The 16246-nt window shown below is 44.1% G+C and carries 13 protein-coding genes; 5 read left to right on the forward strand and 8 right to left on the reverse strand.

Features of this window, described 5'->3' with window-relative positions; all coding sequences use genetic code 11:
* Positions 1-147: 147 nt before the first annotated feature.
* Together D0X99_RS06970 and nhaA are read left to right on the forward strand one after the other, a co-directional pair.
* Positions 148-768, forward strand: coding sequence for a hypothetical protein (locus D0X99_RS06970; protein WP_119476998.1), 621 nt, complete (start codon positions 148-150; stop codon positions 766-768).
* A 388-nt stretch (positions 769-1156) separates the two neighbouring features.
* Positions 1157-2308, forward strand: a complete 1152-nt coding sequence (nhaA, locus tag D0X99_RS06975; RefSeq protein WP_119476896.1) for a Na+/H+ antiporter NhaA — start codon at positions 1157-1159, stop codon at positions 2306-2308.
* A 78-nt stretch (positions 2309-2386) separates the two neighbouring features.
* Here the strand turns inward: nhaA and D0X99_RS06980 are convergent, their stop codons facing one another.
* From D0X99_RS06980 to D0X99_RS07010, 6 genes are all read right to left on the reverse strand, one after another.
* The gene (locus D0X99_RS06980; protein WP_119476897.1) at positions 2387-3319 is read right to left on the reverse strand and encodes a transporter; all 933 of its coding nucleotides are present in this window, start codon (positions 3317-3319) and stop codon (positions 2387-2389) included.
* 267 nt (positions 3320-3586) lie between these two features.
* Complete coding sequence (locus D0X99_RS06985; protein ID WP_119476898.1) at positions 3587-4276, reverse strand: outer membrane beta-barrel protein; 690 nt, start codon at positions 4274-4276, stop codon at positions 3587-3589.
* Positions 4277-4286: 10 nt separating this feature from the next.
* The gene (locus D0X99_RS06990; RefSeq protein ID WP_119476899.1) at positions 4287-7409 is read right to left on the reverse strand and encodes an efflux RND transporter permease subunit; all 3123 of its coding nucleotides are present in this window, start codon (positions 7407-7409) and stop codon (positions 4287-4289) included.
* Between the two features lie 2 nt (positions 7410-7411).
* Positions 7412-8524, reverse strand: a complete 1113-nt coding sequence (locus D0X99_RS06995; protein WP_119476900.1) for an efflux RND transporter periplasmic adaptor subunit — start codon at positions 8522-8524, stop codon at positions 7412-7414.
* 7 nt (positions 8525-8531) lie between these two features.
* Positions 8532-9800 carry a TolC family protein gene (locus tag D0X99_RS07000; protein ID WP_119476901.1) on the reverse strand — a complete coding sequence of 423 codons (1269 nt, stop codon included), beginning with the start codon at positions 9798-9800 and terminating at the stop codon, positions 8532-8534.
* A 727-nt stretch (positions 9801-10527) separates the two neighbouring features.
* Entirely contained in the window at positions 10528-10953 is a 426-nt protein-coding gene (locus D0X99_RS07010; RefSeq protein ID WP_147392199.1) for a nuclear transport factor 2 family protein, read from the reverse strand.
* Positions 10954-11056: 103 nt separating this feature from the next.
* Between D0X99_RS07010 and D0X99_RS07015 the strand changes: the two genes are divergently transcribed.
* Positions 11057-11911: an oxygenase MpaB family protein gene (locus D0X99_RS07015; protein ID WP_119476904.1), complete on the forward strand. Its 855-nt coding sequence runs from the start codon at positions 11057-11059 to the stop codon at positions 11909-11911.
* A gap of 57 nt (positions 11912-11968) precedes the next feature.
* Here D0X99_RS07015 and D0X99_RS07020 read toward each other — a convergent pair whose 3' ends face one another.
* Both D0X99_RS07020 and D0X99_RS07025 read right to left on the reverse strand, forming a co-directional pair.
* The gene (locus tag D0X99_RS07020; protein ID WP_119476905.1) at positions 11969-13411 is read right to left on the reverse strand and encodes a M48 family metalloprotease; all 1443 of its coding nucleotides are present in this window, start codon (positions 13409-13411) and stop codon (positions 11969-11971) included.
* A gap of 129 nt (positions 13412-13540) precedes the next feature.
* On the reverse strand, positions 13541-13897 hold the full coding sequence (locus D0X99_RS07025) for a hypothetical protein (RefSeq protein WP_147392200.1): 357 nt from the start codon (positions 13895-13897) through the stop codon (positions 13541-13543).
* A 273-nt stretch (positions 13898-14170) separates the two neighbouring features.
* Here D0X99_RS07025 and D0X99_RS07030 point away from each other — a divergent pair, with 273 nt between their 5' ends.
* Positions 14171-14980, forward strand: a complete 810-nt coding sequence (locus D0X99_RS07030; RefSeq protein WP_119476907.1) for a phytanoyl-CoA dioxygenase family protein — start codon at positions 14171-14173, stop codon at positions 14978-14980.
* A gap of 3 nt (positions 14981-14983) precedes the next feature.
* On the forward strand, positions 14984-16168 hold the full coding sequence (locus D0X99_RS07035; protein WP_119476908.1) for a Gfo/Idh/MocA family protein: 1185 nt from the start codon (positions 14984-14986) through the stop codon (positions 16166-16168).
* Positions 16169-16246: the final 78 nt, after the last annotated feature.

Raw genomic sequence — 16246 nt, forward strand, 5'->3', positions numbered from 1 at the left:
CTAAAAATTTCCAAAAAAACCAACATCCGCATAGGGGTCATGTGCCCCAGTATTGTCTTACCCATGAAAACTAAACCGATGAAAGATTGGCCTTTCCCAAGTTTGAAACTCAGACTTGGGGGCCATCTGCCTCAAAAAAACAAAACCATGAAAAAACTACTCGTAATTCTGTTCCTTTTCCAATTCATTAGCACTGCATATGCACAGCGTGCCGATTCATTCCGATTTCAAATGGACTTGGGTGCCGCAGCGCCCAAAGACGGAGGCATAGGCGCCTTGGTCAATCTCGAACCTCAAATTCTGGTTATGGATAATCTGGCTTTTGGATTAAGACTGGGAGCCACCGGAATGGCAAAAGACGTGGTCTACTATGAAATTCCGGATGATTACATCGGTGAACTGGCCGGAAATGCATCTGTCCTGGGTACAGCCAACTACTATTTCAACTATGGCAAGGGTAGGGTGGCTCCTTACATCGGGGCTGGATTTGGATACTATGCTTTGAGCAACATTGACATCGATGATACTGATATCGATGAAGACGAAATAGGAGACCTAAAGGCAAATTTTGCCTGGGCACCCATGGTTCGGGCAGGAGTTGAACTGGGGAAATTTCGAATCGGTGCCGAGTATAACTTTGTTCCCAGCAGCGATCTGCAAAGTGTAAACGGCGAAGTAGTCGGCAAAGCCATCAATGAATACTTTGGCTTCACGCTGGGTTATTTTGTCGGAGGAGGCAGGTGGGGCAGTCAACCAATGAAGCAGTAAGTAAAGCTTGAGGATAGAGAACTCCCCCTCATTCCTGACTGAAAATTTGAGGAGCTTTGCCCTAAATAGGGAATGGATTTAAAGAAGAAAAAATTGGAGTAAGAGACGTTTATAAAAAAATCAGCCAAAAAAAGTCAGTCAGTCTTCCAGAAGGGGCTGGCTTTTTTTATTTCATTTTTTTTGAGTAAATAAATTGATAATCAAGTAATAAGGAAATGGAAGGAGGGTGGATTAGACCTCCATTCGCTCAAGGACACCTCCAAACACCCCAACCGCTTGACCAGAAAACCCTTTTGGCTACACTTTACTAATGGTAATTTAGTTTGATAGTGCCCTTAAACGGGCTGATTAAAGAGTAAAGGGTTTGAATTAATTTAAAAACTAAGAAATGAAGATTACCAAACTGTTTAAGGAGTTTTTTGAAAGTGAGAAGTCCGGTGGACTAACCTTAATGGGCTGCACAGTGGTTTCTTTGATTTTTGCAAATTCAGCTTTTGGAGATGAGTACCATCATTTTTTCCAGCTTCAGTTTGCGGATCACAGCATTGAGCATTGGATCAACGACGGGTTGATGACCATTTTCTTTTTGCTGATCGGCTTGGAGTTGGAACGGGAAATATACCAGGGAGAACTTTCGAATATCAAGGATGCGCTTTTGCCGATCTTTGCTGCCATCGGTGGCATGCTGGTACCGGCCTCTATTTTTATGTTTTTAAATTATGGTACTCCTACCCAATCGGGATTTGGAATTCCCATGGCCACGGATATCGCATTTGCCTTGGGGATTTTGTCCCTTTTGGGAAACAGAGTCCCGACTTCCTTAAAGATCTTTTTGACTGCGTTGGCGGTAATAGACGATTTGGGAGCCATCATTATCATTGCAATTTTCTATACCAAGACCCTGTTTTGGTCCAACCTGTTCATTGCAATGGGAATATTTGCTTTCCTTCTTGTCCTCAACCGATTGAAGGTTCGAAATCTGATTCCTTACCTGATTGGAGGCGTGGCGATGTGGTATTTCATGCTAAATTCCGGAGTGCATGCCACTATCACAGGGGTCTTGTTGGCCTTTGCAATTCCTTTTGGAAACGGGGATGAAAAATCCACCTCCTACATTTTGCAGCATTTCCTTCACAAACCTGTTGCGTTTCTGATTTTACCGATTTTTGCATTGGCCAATACGGCCATCATGTTCAGCGGGGAACTGGGTCAACTACTGACCGAAAATTATAGCCTTGGAATCGTGCTGGGATTGGTGGTAGGTAAGCCGGTGGGCATTTTTCTGATCACCTTCCTGGCAGTTACCATAGGCCTCTGCAAGCTTCCCGATGATCTCAACTGGAAATCAATTGCCGGTGTGGGACTTCTAGGAGGGATTGGGTTTACCATGTCCATTTTCATTACCCTGCTGGCTTTTGAAGACAGTCAAATCATCAACAATGCGAAGTTGATCATCTTGTTTTCTTCCCTGTTGGCGGGTGTTTTTGGTTTCTTAGCCCTAAAATCCACCTTGAATCGGGAAGTGTTGGAAGAAAGTTGATGACGGGAATTCAATGAAAATCAATGGGTGGCAGAGGCAATTTTAGGAATTAGGGAAGAGGGATATTTTAGTATTCCCCTAATTTTGGTTGCTCTCTCCCTTTTTTAGAAAGCTGAATCGAGTTGTAAATCCAAGGGTAAAAAAGAAATTCTGTTGGTTGGAAGGGTTTAAATGCTTGCCTATTGCCGCATCCACGATGAAGCGGTTTTTGAAAGAATACATTCCGCCAAAATCAACGATGGGATTTAAAAAGGATTGTTCACTGGTGAAATTGAAGAGCTCAGTATAAACAGTCAGTTGCCTGGAGAGGTTGAAATTGGAGGTTACCGATAGGATATAACTTGGCTTTTCAAACTCATTCCATTGCATACCGAAATTATACCCGAGGACGACCAGGTCCGAGAGGGTATTTTGAAAGGCTACCCTAAACATGGTGAGCGTCTTGTTGATTTTATATTCCTGCCCTCCGAGATTTTTGACCTGGGCTCTGCCGATCAATGCAATTTCCGGACGTATTCCTTTTTCTTTGACGAAATTGGCCTTGAATCCTAAGGCAACCGGGGCTACCCCATATTTTCCCTGGATATTAATGACATCGATTATGGATTGGAGTTCCAGGTTTTTGGTGATGCCATATTTCAATAAGGTAGTGGGGATAATGTAGTTGTAAGTTTGATCGCGGTTTTTTCCAACAAAAAAACCCGTTTCGATTTGTAAAGTCTTTTTGTCCACCACAAAAACCCCTTCTGTTTGGTCTGGACGGTCTGTCTGAATCAATTCCTGAGAAAACAATTTTTCAGAAAAGAGGATCAAAAGGGTCAATAAGAACGCCTTTTTGATTATTGGATATGTTCCACTTTTGAAAAACCAAGAAAGAATCCTGAAGGAATGCGTTGTCACTGGTTTGATGGGGAAGTTGAGTGAGGACTTTTGGACCGGGTTGAATTGATGAGTATATCTTCCATCGATATGCCCCCAGCATGAAGCTTTTAAAGTGAGAATCTGGGACAAGGTTTAGTTCCAAAATGGAAAAGCAAAAGAGGCTAGTAATCCACCTCTTTTGCATAATCCACTTTTTGCTGTACCTGAATTTGGCTCTGTTGCCTTTCCAGGTTTTTTCTACTTCTCTACCATTCCAATTTGATACAGCCCGAGGTGTGTATCTGGAGCTGATTTCTGCTTAAGTAAGAAAACATGCAATGTTCCTGCTGTTGAAAGGAATCACATGAAGAACTCTGGCCTATGCACATTTGGATATGGTGCTTCAGGTTTTGGATGTCAGAAGGTACATCCAATGGAAAATCCCAGATACCTGTTTTTTCCTGAATACCCATTGGGGTTGTTTGCTGAAGAATACACTTCAGCAGTGCCAAACGACCCAATCAACTGAACTTGAAAATATCCAGCTGAAGTGTCGATTTCAGGTCCAATGGATATAAAAATCGGCATATCTGATTGATTGAATGAACTGGTCACATCTTTAACAATATGAAAACCGTCCTCTACACTTAAGTAGACATCATTGGCCTCAAACATATAAAGTGGCGAAACACCCACTGATGCCATCATCCAGGTGGAGCCACCTGCAATGGGTTTGGGTGTCTTCAGAATCAAACCGATAGGGAATTCCACACTGTTCATCCGGATCCTATTTCGATAGGTATTTATGGAGGGAGCTACAAAACCGGTGTCCGGTAATGTCAACCCATATCCTCTTTGTTGGTATCCGACACCTGCGGTAAATCCAAGGAAATCCAAAGGATAGTATTCTGCTTTCACATTTCCTCCCAAAGAAGGCTTGGTGAATGTATCAGGGGTAGTACCCTTTACATCCGACCAAACGTTAAGGAAGGTAAAGCCCCATCTGAATTTATCTTCTTTGGGTGCAGACTTTTCAATGGTTTGATTTTGGCCATAAGCCAGGTTAACCCCAAACAAAAAGGCTATAACGATGAGTATTTTTTTCATGAGAGTTTCATTAATGAGTTGATCTTCCTTTAGCGGCCTTCTTTTCGGATTTTCTCACGAAAATCAAATAGATCACCGGCAAAATCAGAAGAGTAAGAACAGTTGCTGTAACCAAACCACCGATCACGACCACTGCGAGTGGACGCTGGGTTTCCGAACCAATACCGGAGGACAAAGCTGCTGGAAGCAGACCTAAGCCTGCCATCAGCGCAGTCATTACTACAGGTCTGACTCGGGTCATCGCTCCCTCTATCACGGCTTCGTAGATAGGCATTCCCATTTCCGAATTTTTATTGAAGACAGACACCAGAATGACCCCATTTTGAATACAAACTCCAAAGAGGGCAATGAATCCTACCCCGGCAGAAATACTGAAGTTTATATTGGTAAGGTACAGGGCCAAAATGCCTCCAATCAATGCAAAAGGCACATTCAGCAGTACAATACTGGCATCCTTCGTCGAACCAAACATGATGTACAAAAGGATGAAGATCAGGAATACGGAAACCGGTACGACGTAGGACAAGGTCTTGGTAGCTCTTACCTGGTTTTCAAATTCCCCGTTCCAGCTCAGTGAGTAACCCTTTTCTTCAGGAATGGCTGCGGCTACTTTTTCCTGAGCCTCTGCGATGGTACTTCCCAAATCCCGCTCTCTGACAGAAAACTTGACAGGGACAAATCGCTGATTGTTTTCTCTATAAACGAATGCTGTACCGGTGACCAGTTTGATATCCGCTATTTCTTTCAAAGGAATTTTCACTCCACTTGCACTTGGTACCAGCAGTTTTCCGACATCATCCGGACTGTTACGATATTCCTGCGAATACCTGACTCTGATGTCGAATTTTCGTTCTCCTTCATAGAACGTGGAGGCAGCTTTACCGCCGATGGCCATTTCAATGATGTCTTGAGCCTCCCTCATGTTCACCCCATATCGGGACATTTTGGCGTGATCCAAGTTGATACTCAGTTCAGGCTGACCAAGGCTTTTGAATACACCAAGATCCCTTACCCCTTCAATCTTACTCATGATGGCCTTGATGCTGTCAGCCTTGGCTTCGATTTTGGTGAAATCATCACCAAATACCTTGATCGCCATTTCCCCCTTCACCCCTGATACTGCTTCCTGCACGTTGTCGGAGATAGGTTGGGAAAAGCCGAAAACCACTCCAGGGAAGGCGTTTTCAAGTTCGCCTTGCATATTGGTAATCAGCTCTTCTTTGGTCAGCCCGCTTTCCCATTCATCTTTAGGATACAGGTCCACAAAGAGTTCCAGATTGAAGAATCCCGTAGGGTCTGTTCCGTCGTTTGGTCGGCCATTCTGGGAGATGACTCCCCGTACTTCAGGATACTTCCTTACGATCTGTCTCATTTTTTCCGACTGCAGGTTTGCATTGGTAAAGGAGATACTTTGAGGCATGGAGGCTCTCACGTAGATGGACCCTTCGTTGAGTTGAGGCAAGAATTCAGTTCCCAGGTTGGTTCCAATGATCAAGCTTCCGAGAAGCATTCCCCCCGAAATAAGGAGTGCTGTTTTCTTCTTTCTCAAGCACCACTCCAAGCCGGGTTTATAGATTCGCTCAAGGAACTTAACCAGTGGATTTTCTTTTTCCCGGACGTTTTTGTTCAGGAGGAGATGTCCCAAAACAGGCACTAGGGTCAGGGTAAATATCAGGGCACCAAGCAAGGCAAATCCAATGGTGTAGGCAAGAGGGGAAAACATCTTGCCTTCAACCTTTTGAAAGGCGAAAATGGGGAGCAATGCCGTGATGATGATGAGTTTGGAGAAGAAAATCGGCTTACCCATTTCAACGGATATCTTCTTGATCATACTCATTTTGGAAATCACATTGAAACGGTTGACTCCTAGTTTACTCTGTTGGTGGGCGAGATATACAAACATTCCCTCAACCATGACCACTGAGCCGTCTACAATAATTCCAAAATCAATGGCTCCGATTGAGAGCAAGTTGGCCGACATTCCCCTGAGCTTCAGGCAGACAAAGGCAAACAAAAGGGCTAAAGGAATGATGATAGAGACGATTAGCGTTGTGCGCCAATCTGCCAAAAACACCAACAGAATAAAGGTGACCAACAATACCCCTACGATGAGGTTTTCCATTACCGTATGAGTCGTGAGATTGACCAGAGTGGTACGGTCATAGAATGGGTCAATCTTGACTCCCTCCGGTAAGACGCGCTCATTAAGCTCGGTGATTTTTTCGTTGAGCAGTTTGAGTACTTCACTTGGGTTTTCTCCCCTTCGGAGGAGAACAATACCTTCCACCACATCCGGCTGGTCATCCCGCCCTACTTTTCCGAGTCTAGGCTTCGAAGATTCCTTGACTTCCGCGACGTTTGAAATTAGGATAGGCGTTCCTTCAACAGATTTGATTGGGATTTGCTTGATGGCCTCAATGTTTTTGACCAAACCAATACCACGAACAATAAAGGATTGGGGAGCGATTTCCAATACATCTGCTCCGACGTTTGAGTTGTTTTCCCGAAGCGCTTTAAATACATCATCGGTCGCCAGATTGTACTGATTCAGTTCCAGAGGATTGATGATGACTTCGTAGATTTTCACCTCCCCACCGAAGCTGATAACGTCAGCCACACCGGGGACTGCTTTGAGGCGCTTGTCGATAACCCAGTCCTGAACTTCCTTGAGTTCTCTTACGGTTTTATTTTCACCTTTGAGGGTATAGCGATAAATCTCCCCTGTAGGTCCTGAAGGAGGCTGAATTTCGGCCTCGGCATTTTCGGGCAAATCAATATTCTGAAGTTGATTACCCACCAGCTGTCTTGCCGTAAAATAATCCACGTCATCCTCGAAAATCATGGTTACTACTGACAAACCATAGACCGAGATGGATCTCAAACTGGTCTTATTAGGCACCACATTCATCTCTATTTCCACAGGAATAGTGATGAATTTTTCCACTTCCTCCGCACTTCTACCCGGCCATTGGGTAATCACAACCACTCGGGTATTGATCACATCGGGAAAAGCCTCGATAGGAGTGTTAGCAAAACTGAAATATCCCCATGCCACCAAAATTGCAGTGGCTGCGAACACCGTTAGTTTGTTCTTTAAGCAAAAGGATATTAATCCACTTAATAACTTGTTCATTTTTATTTCGCGTTATTAAATGCAGTCATCAGGAAAAGAGAATAATCTCGGGCAATGATGTCTCCGGCCTTTACCCCATCAAGGATTTGAGTGTGATCGCCGACAGTTTTACCCACTTTTACTTCCACTTTGGTAAATTCATTTTTACCAAGTTGTTTCATGACAAAAGTTTTATTGCTCTCAGTAATGACGGATGCGGTGGGAAGCGCTAACACCCGACTTCCAATAGAAGAAACCATAGTGACAGAGGCAAACATTTCAGGTTTCAACAGTGCATCGGTATTGTCCACTTCTGTTCTGACCTTTATAATTCTGGAATCACGATCAAGGATGGTGTTTATTTTAGATACAGTTCCTTTATAAACTTTTTCAGGATAAGCGAGTGCTGTGACTTCCATAGTATCTCCAACATGCACTTTAGAAAGATCACTTTCATAGATATTGGCCCATACCCAAATAGTCTTTAGGTCGGAAATTGTAAAGATCGAAGCGTTGTTATCCGTTCTGATTTGCTGACCTTCATTGACATTTCGCTCCACAATGAAGCCGCTCTTAGGGGCATACAATTCAAAAACTGCATCAGGATTATTAGATGCACCATACAGTTCCAACTTCTTTTCTTTTTCACGGAATTCCGCCAGTGCATTATTATATTGATTCTCTGCTTCTGTATAATCTTTGGTGGAGGCAATGTTTGATTTAAAGAGCTCTTTTGTTCTCTCAAATCCTTTTTCGGCTACTTCCAAATTAAACTTGGCGATTGAATACTCCTTTTGGAACGCAATTACATCTGTACTTAGGATGGTAGCTAGCCGTTGACCACTTTTTACATAATCTCCTAAAGAGACGTATACTTTTTCTACACTACCACTTACTATTGGGAAGATTCTAACTACGTTGTCTTCGTCAAAACTGATTTCACCAACAGTATTAAATTTGCTGAAATCATTTATACTGTCTGCGCGTACGGTAGTGACATTTTTTAGGGCTTCATCACTTACTTGTACACTGGATTTTGCAGTACTTGCTACTTCCTCCACTTTAGCTTCTTCTTTAGAACAGCTGACTATAAGTGATGTTAGCAATAGTATGAACGGGAATTTATAAGATTTCATTTTTAAGTTAGTTGTAAAGTTGATAACCAGTAGTGAACTCTATGTCAATGACTCTTTGCAAAATCTCAGACTGCAGCCCTAGATATTCTGACATTGTATTGATATAAGTTCTTTGCATATCGAGATACTGAAGTATACTGATGTTTTTGTTATTGTAATTTTGAAGAGCACTGTTGTTGAGTTCCTCCAGTTCCTTCAAGAATTCCAAATTGTAATTATCCAGGGCTCTTCTAGAATGAAAGTATTTATTCACTGAGGAAAATATTTCATTTTGAAGGGACACCAAAGCTTGTTCTGCTTCAGTTTTTACTCTGTTGACATTAGCCTCTGATGAAGCAATGTTTCCTTGGTTTCTATTGAAAATCGGAACGTCCATTTCGAATACCAATCCTGAGTAAGGTCTGACATAGTTACTTCCTTTGTCATGGGGCTGATAGCCCAACATCAAATCAGGAATTGACTTGGATTTTTGGAGTTTAAGATTCATTTCCTGATAGGAAATTTCCTTAAGTCGGGCTAGATAATCAGGTCTGTTTTCTTCTGCAAAACTTATCAGGTCCCCGAAATTTAATTGGCTGGCTTCAGGCAGTGGGACAATTGTTTCTTTGGTTTTGATGTAAACTTCAGGCCTTAAATTCAATAAGGTTCGAATTTCAGACATCTCTTTTTCTGTCTCATTTTGATTCGATACAATTGAATTCTGAAGAGTCAGCAACTCCGACTTAAGTCTGATCAGCTCACTCCCGGGAATTGCTCCAACCTTATACTGAATCTCATAGGCATCGATGAGCGTTTTGAATTGGGTGAAAACGATATTGTAGAGTTCGTTTCTTTTCTGAAGCATCATCAATTGATGAAATTTCAATCCCAATTCAAAAACCAAACTTCTTTTGGTATTTTCATAAAGAAGCTGATTTTGTTCAACACCGATTTTTGCAAGTTTTACTCCTCTGGTATGTTTTCCTGAGATAGAAAACATAATATCCAATTGAATCAATCGCTGATTTCTCTGATTAAAATACTCATTTCGCTCAGCGCTGTACAGGTCTTGATTCCAGTTGAAATGTGGGTTGTTCCATGCTTTTGCCTGAAGCAATTCACCTTCGGATGCTTCTACTTGATAGTGTGAACTAAGTAGAGGAAGACTTTGGTCTAATAGTATTCCTACCGCTTCCGTGTAGGTCAATTCCAGGACTTTGTTATCTTGATTTAAATCTTGAGACAATAGCTTTCCCGGAATGGCAATGCATAACAATGCCAGTAAATATTTATACATAATTACAAGGATATTTAATTAAGAATAAGGAATCGTCAGACCTGTTAAATAGGTCTGAAAATCAAAAAGAAGGAAAATGCGGTCCTTTAAATCCTTAAAACTCTTATAAAAATGTGTAACTCCGGAGAAGTGGAAATCCAGGAGGAAGAAGGTGATATGTACTTAGAAAAATCTCCTGTAATGAATAGAAGGGAGTGTCGAATGAACAGTAAAAATGATCCAGCTTCATTTAGCTTAAAACCCCAATTGACACAAATCGAAGTAGATGATTCTCTACCTCCAAGATGCATTTCATGATCGGCAGGGGAAAGTTCAACTTTTGAACTAAAATGCTTGGTAGTTTCCTTTCCGGCTAAAGGTGCCTGAGTCACTTTACCGGCTGATAAAGTGATGAGAAGCAACAAGAATAAAACGTTGAGCTTATTCATTTGGCTTGGAAAAGCTCGCAAAGCTAGTTGGAAGCAGTTTTATTGCAAAGGATATGATTATTTTTTTTTATTGAATCTAAATACAGCATTGGCCTTTTTCCGTAATCCAAATTGCCGTCAGGTTAGCCTGCCTGGTTTTTGACCTTCCTGTGTCGGCAGATGGACTTTTTGAGGCATCATTCGGAAGGTTTGATTTCTGGTGTTCCTAGGAAAGTTTTAGATTTCCTCCAGGGTAAACGAAACATGCCGGAATTTCTGTTTAAGTCCGGCATTCTTATTTTGGCGAGTTGTTTTTTCACTTAAGGTAGTTTGAATCCCTGTCTTACCAGGAGCTTCCAATCCCCCTTTTCCTTGGTCCAGATCATCAGAAGTCCGATGTCCAGTTTGTTGATCTGGCCCGTAACCCCAGCGATTTCTGCGTTGACATGATGCCGGACTATGGCCAGTTCTTTGCCGTGAAAAGTAATCGTCTGATCGCTGATGTCCCATTTTTGGTAATCGGTTTTCTTTGCTGCAAATACAGCCAGGAATTGCTCCTGATTTTCGATTACCCCACTCGAATGTCCATAGCTCAGGTCAGACGAGGTCAGGTCTTTCAGTGCAGCATCATCCTCAGCAAGCATGGCTGTTTTAAGGGCTTGGATCGCAGCTTCGACTTCCTTGTCAGCCTGTGCAAAAGTGAAAAACGGAAAAAGGAAAAGGACAATAAATAGGGATTTTCTCATGGTTTTCGGGTTTGATTTTTTATGAAAATAAGGAAAAATCAATCTGAAAACGGTAAAAAAAATTCCCTTACTCGTAAATTCCGAACTTCTATCTTCCTCGCCAATGAAACCTTTTTCAACTCAGATTCAATCCCTAAATCCCCAAACGGACCACGAACGGATCTCTTTTCTCTTGAGTTGTCATGTGTTTCCCTGGGACTTGGAGCGCTCGCTGGAGTTTGCCCTGTTTCGGACTTTTGCGGTTCCTTCCATTTCGGGGCTTCTGGCAGAGACGGGCGAATTTGTCCAAAGACCTCGCAAACGCTACGATGACACCGAACTGATTCTGTTCGAAATTCTTGAGCACGGTATGAACAGCCTGAGGGGAAAGCGGGCTATCCGGCGAATGAACAGCATGCATGGCCGGTTTGAAATTTCCAATGAGGACTTTTTGTATGTGCTTTCCACCTTCATTTTTGAGCCGATCCGCTGGATCGAATGCTACGCCTACCGTCCGATGAATGAAGTGGAGAAACAGGGGATTTTCAGGAATTACCTCGAACTCGGAAGGCGGATGAATCTCAAAAATGTGCCTCAGACGCTGGAGGATTTTGAGCGGTACAATCGGGAATATGAAGCTAGACATTTCCAATATGCGCCAAGCAACAGCCTGATTGCTGGAAAAACCATCGACTTGCTTCTTGGTTTTTATTTGCCCAAATGGCTTTATCCGCTGGGACGTCCCTTTGTTTTTGCCCTGCTCGATGAGCCTCTTAGGGAAGCGCTCGGGATTCGAAAAGTCTCCGGTTTGAGGAAGTGGCTGGTCAAAAAGGGACTAAGGATTCATGCTTTTTTTCATCGGCTGTCGAGCGAACCCCATGAGCCTGTTTTGGGAACAAGAAGAAAGCGACCAACTTATCCGGAGGGGTATCAGATTGAAGAATTGGGAACATTCCCAGCCAGGAATGCCCCCGAGTGAGCGTTAGATTGTTTCTTTAGAAAATTGCGGACTCCGGGCACCCCCCAGACTGATTGCTTATTTCCCGATGACTTTGATCAAGGTTCCTTTTTCCACCTGTTCGGTCAGGAGCATTCCGTTCAGGAGCGCCAGTTCAGCAAATCGCTCTTTTGGCATTTTGAAGTTTTGCAAAGCGGCCTGCAGCGTCATGCGGTTGGGTACTGTTTTGATCCGAATCACATCAGGAGTCCGGTTGAGTTTATCCGCTTCTTTTAGTTCTCTGAAATTGCGGATGGTACTCAGGAAGGTGGGTTGAAAGCCCTGGAATTTTGAAAGTTCTGTCACACCCATGAGGTTGTAGGTGTTTCCCTGAAACTGGATCAAAGAAAACAGCACCCGAATGGTACCCTTTTCCTGAATTTGATCTGCAATCACCATCAGGGAATTCAGGCCATTGATATTTTCGGATTTGGATTCGACCTGCTTGAGGCTGTATTGCTCCAAAATCATGTTCGCAGATTCCTCAAGTGTACTTCCGGGCGCCATGGAAAGCATCAACAGCGCATCTCCTGAGGATGGTGCCATTTGAACCTGTTGAGGCGTGTTTTGGAGGCTCCAACCTTGAGGAACTGGAAAGGCAATCTTCAGCACCGGGTGGTAAAAATTCTGATTTTCCACAAAACCCTGCTTTGGATCTTCCCCCACAATCAACCCGTCAATTCGTTTTAGATAACTGTCTCTGCTAACTTTTGGATCAGTGAGGGCCAATTTCTTTTTCCACTCCTCCGCCAATTTTGCCACAGTGACTGTCCGTTCTTCCGGAGAAGGGTGGGTGGAAAGAAATTCAGGTATTTTTTCTCCCTCAGCAGCTTCATCCTGTCGCTCGAGTGTTTGGAAAAAAACAGCCATTTCAGCAGCATCGTACCCAATTCGGGAAGAATATTCCACACCCAGTTCATCGGCTTGGCGCTCGGCATCCCTTCCAAAACTCAACAAGGCCAGCTGCATTCCTTGGGAGAGTGGATCTACAAAATCGGTCAGTTCAGGCACCAAAATAATTCCTGCGATCAATCCCAGCTGTCCCAGCATGGAGTTTCGTTGCTGAATCACTGCGTGCCGGGCGGTGATGTGTCCGAGTTCATGGCCCAAAACCCCTGCAAATTCTGCCTCATTGTTGAAATGAGCCATAATCCCTCTGGTAAAATACACATAGCCGGGCGTGGCAAATGCGTTTATGACAGGCGAGTCAACGATTTTGAATTCATAGGGAAGTTTTGGACGATGAGATACAACCGCGATTTCTTCTCCCTTGGCTGTGATAAATTGCTGGAGCTTTTCGTCTTCATACAAACCAAAAAACGCGATTATTTCAGGATCTGCTTGCGTTCCCGTAGCGAGTTCCTGGGCTTCAGACATCATTACCACCTGCTTTTTACCGGTTACCGGATTGACCGCGCAGGCTGAGGTGAGGAGAAACAGAGCGGCGAAGCAAAGCTGAATAAAATGACTGGAAGGTTTCATACTTGAGGGATTTGGATGAATGTTAAAATCAGTTTCCTGGTAATCCTACTCAAAAAGGCAGCCAGTGAGTCATTGGCTGTTCCTTATCAATTTAACCTCAATTTGTCTTTGTTCTCCTCTAACTCGGTTTCAGCTTTTCTTTTTTCCGGTGAAAGTGCCTGAAGCCATCTCTGCCAGCTTCACTTTTCCCTGCATTTCCGTGGAGGAAGCTGTGCCGTCGTAGGTGATCAGATTTCCCTGAATCGAAAACTCCAGGTGAATAGTGCTTCCTTTAATTGTTCCCGTGACTGGAGAATCCCCAAGTTGGCCGGTATAGGTTCCGGTGATTTTTTCCCCCTCTTGTTTCAGGACAAAAGTGGGGGTGCCAGATCCCATGTCTGTCTCCACGGACATGTTCCAGGTGCCGCTGACATTGACCGATTGTTGAGCTTGGGCTTCAGGGAAGAAAATAAAAGCAATGAATAAGAGTGGTAAGAGGAGTTTCATGATTTTTTGGGATTTTGAACGATCAGGTAGGAAGTTAGGAAATTTTCCCGAAGGGTCCTTCCAAGGTTTTTTCACTTTTTTGTCAGTGAGGGGCTTTTTAGGCCAGAACGATGTCTTCCATAAAGTGCGAGGAATTTAACTTGCCAACATCAGGATGCCTTTCGCCACTTCCCTGATTGGAGGTCTCCCAACTACTGATTTTCTAAATGACTTTTTTTTACCAAATTAAGGAAATCGAATGCCCTCCTAAGGGAGCTAAACCCAGACTAACCTATGACCTCCTCCCAGATTGAATCCTATCACCGAGATGGATTCGTGATTCTACCCCAGCTTTTCTCCAAAGCCGAGATTGACTTGCTATACCGGGTCGCAACTGATGATACCGTGACCGGAAATTCCTTTGACCTCAATGACCAGGATGGGAAAAAAACCAAACTCACGCTTTGGTTCACGGCCGGAGATGACTCGTTTGGACTGATGTCCCGAAGCAGACGATTGGTGGCCTCAGTTCAGGCCCTGTTGGGGCCGGGGGAAGTTTGCCATTTCCACTCCAAGATCATGCAAAAACAACCTAAATTGGGTGGTGCTTGGGAGTGGCACCAGGACTATGGCTATTGGTACAAAAACGGGTTTCTTTTTCCCGAAGCGATGATTTCGGTGATGCTTGCCCTGACTGATGCCAACAAGGAAAATGGATGCCTTCAGGTGCTGAAGGGCACACACAAAATGCAGCGCTTTGAGCACAGTTTTGTTGGGGAGCAGCAGGGTGCGGATTTGGATTTTGTCCACGAGGCCGAGAAGATTTCCGAACTCGTCTATTGCGAATTGAAAGCCGGGGATGTGCTCTTTTTTCATCCCAATATTCTCCATCGATCCGAGGCCAACCTTTCGGAAAGGCCGCGCTGGTCAGTTATTTCGGCTTATAATCTTTCTTACAATAAGCCCTTTCGGGAAAAACACACCTCCTGCATCACTCCGGTGCAGGTTGTTTCGGATGACGCCTTGCTGGCCAGTGGTCTGAAGAAAGTATCCGGGGCTGATTTTTTGGTCAAAGAAGCAGAAATCACCCTTAACGTAAAGTAGGCCATGTTGAAACTATGTATCCTCGGAGGAGGATTTATCGGGCGGTTTTATGCCGAATCTCTGATCGGAAGAAGGGGAAAAGACGTGGTTCAGGTTGTCTATGCCCGAAGGGAGGAAACTGCAAAGCGCTTTGCCGAGGATTATGCAGTACCTCACTTTACTACGGATATGGAGGAAGCCATCGGGCATCCGGAGACCGACTTGGTCATTATAGCTTTACCCAATTATCTGCACGAGGAAGCGGTCATGCGTTGCGTGGCTCATAAAAAAGGCGTGCTCTGTACCAAGCCTCTGGGCCGAACCGCCGAGGAGGCCCTTCGAATGACTCAAGCCTGTGAAGATTCGGGGATTTTTGCAGGGTATCTGGAGGATCTGTGTTACACGCCCAAGTTTTTGAAAGCAGTCAAAAGCGTGGAATCCGGGGCCATTGGACGAGTCCTTTGGGCCAAATCCAGGGAGACTCATCCCGGACCTCATTCGGATTGGTTTTGGGATCTGGAAAAAGCCGGAGGAGGGGCCATTCTGGATTTGGGTTGCCATTGCGTGGAGATTTCAAGGAATTTTATTGGCAAAGAGGTCTTGCCCGTGGAGGTGATGTGTTGGGCAGACACCCAGGTGAAGCCCATCGAAGCAGAAGATCATGCCATTGGTTTGGTCAAGTATGAAAACGGAGCCATCGGTCAATTTGAAGTTTCCTGGACTTTCCGGGGTGGAATGGACTTGCGGGATGAAGTGATGGGTACTGAAGGCACGGTATGGATCAATTCGTTTTTGCGGACTGGATTCGAAATGTTTTCCAGCGGACAGGGAGCGGACTATGTGGCCGAAAAGGCCGAGACCTCCTCAGGTTGGTTGTTTCCGGTTGGAGATGAAGCCCACGAACTTGGTTATCCGACCATGTTTGTGGACATGTTTGAGGCGTATGAAAAAGGAACTCAACCCAGAGAGACGTTTTACGACGGATATGTGGTCAATGCCATTTTGGATGCAGCCTACAAATCAGCCAAAACCAAACTTTGGGAACCTGTTCAACTTCCGGTTTGGAGGGGAAAAAGGGGACTGACCAAGCCTTCGGTCTATACCGAATTTGATGCTGACCACTGGCTGATCAAGAAAGAAATCCTGCCCAATGGAGATCATAAAACCATCCTCAAGCACAAAACCACTGGAGAAGTCAGTACCCGGTAATCAGAGGAGCGGATACCTAATCCGGAAAAGCGATTTTACAAATACGAAGGACGAAATACGAAATACGAGGCCTCTGGC

The sequence above is a fragment of the Algoriphagus lacus genome (assembly GCF_003583985.1).
Taxonomy (GTDB): domain Bacteria; phylum Bacteroidota; class Bacteroidia; order Cytophagales; family Cyclobacteriaceae; genus Algoriphagus; species Algoriphagus lacus.

Coding starts and splice junctions, on each gene's coding strand:
- D0X99_RS06970 (WP_119476998.1), top strand. CDS start 148: ATGAAAAAACTACTCGTAATTCTGTTCCTTTTCCAATTCATTAGCACT.
- nhaA (WP_119476896.1), top strand. CDS start 1,157: ATGAAGATTACCAAACTGTTTAAGGAGTTTTTTGAAAGTGAGAAGTCC.
- D0X99_RS06985 (WP_119476898.1), bottom strand. CDS start 4,276: ATGAAAAAAATACTCATCGTTATAGCCTTTTTGTTTGGGGTTAACCTG.
- D0X99_RS06990 (WP_119476899.1), bottom strand. CDS start 7,409: ATGAACAAGTTATTAAGTGGATTAATATCCTTTTGCTTAAAGAACAAA.
- D0X99_RS06995 (WP_119476900.1), bottom strand. CDS start 8,524: ATGAAATCTTATAAATTCCCGTTCATACTATTGCTAACATCACTTATA.
- D0X99_RS07000 (WP_119476901.1), bottom strand. CDS start 9,800: ATGTATAAATATTTACTGGCATTGTTATGCATTGCCATTCCGGGAAAG.
- D0X99_RS07010 (WP_147392199.1), bottom strand. CDS start 10,953: ATGAGAAAATCCCTATTTATTGTCCTTTTCCTTTTTCCGTTTTTCACT.
- D0X99_RS07015 (WP_119476904.1), top strand. CDS start 11,057: ATGAAACCTTTTTCAACTCAGATTCAATCCCTAAATCCCCAAACGGAC.
- D0X99_RS07020 (WP_119476905.1), bottom strand. CDS start 13,411: ATGAAACCTTCCAGTCATTTTATTCAGCTTTGCTTCGCCGCTCTGTTT.
- D0X99_RS07025 (WP_147392200.1), bottom strand. CDS start 13,897: ATGAAACTCCTCTTACCACTCTTATTCATTGCTTTTATTTTCTTCCCT.
- D0X99_RS07030 (WP_119476907.1), top strand. CDS start 14,171: ATGACCTCCTCCCAGATTGAATCCTATCACCGAGATGGATTCGTGATT.
- D0X99_RS07035 (WP_119476908.1), top strand. CDS start 14,984: ATGTTGAAACTATGTATCCTCGGAGGAGGATTTATCGGGCGGTTTTAT.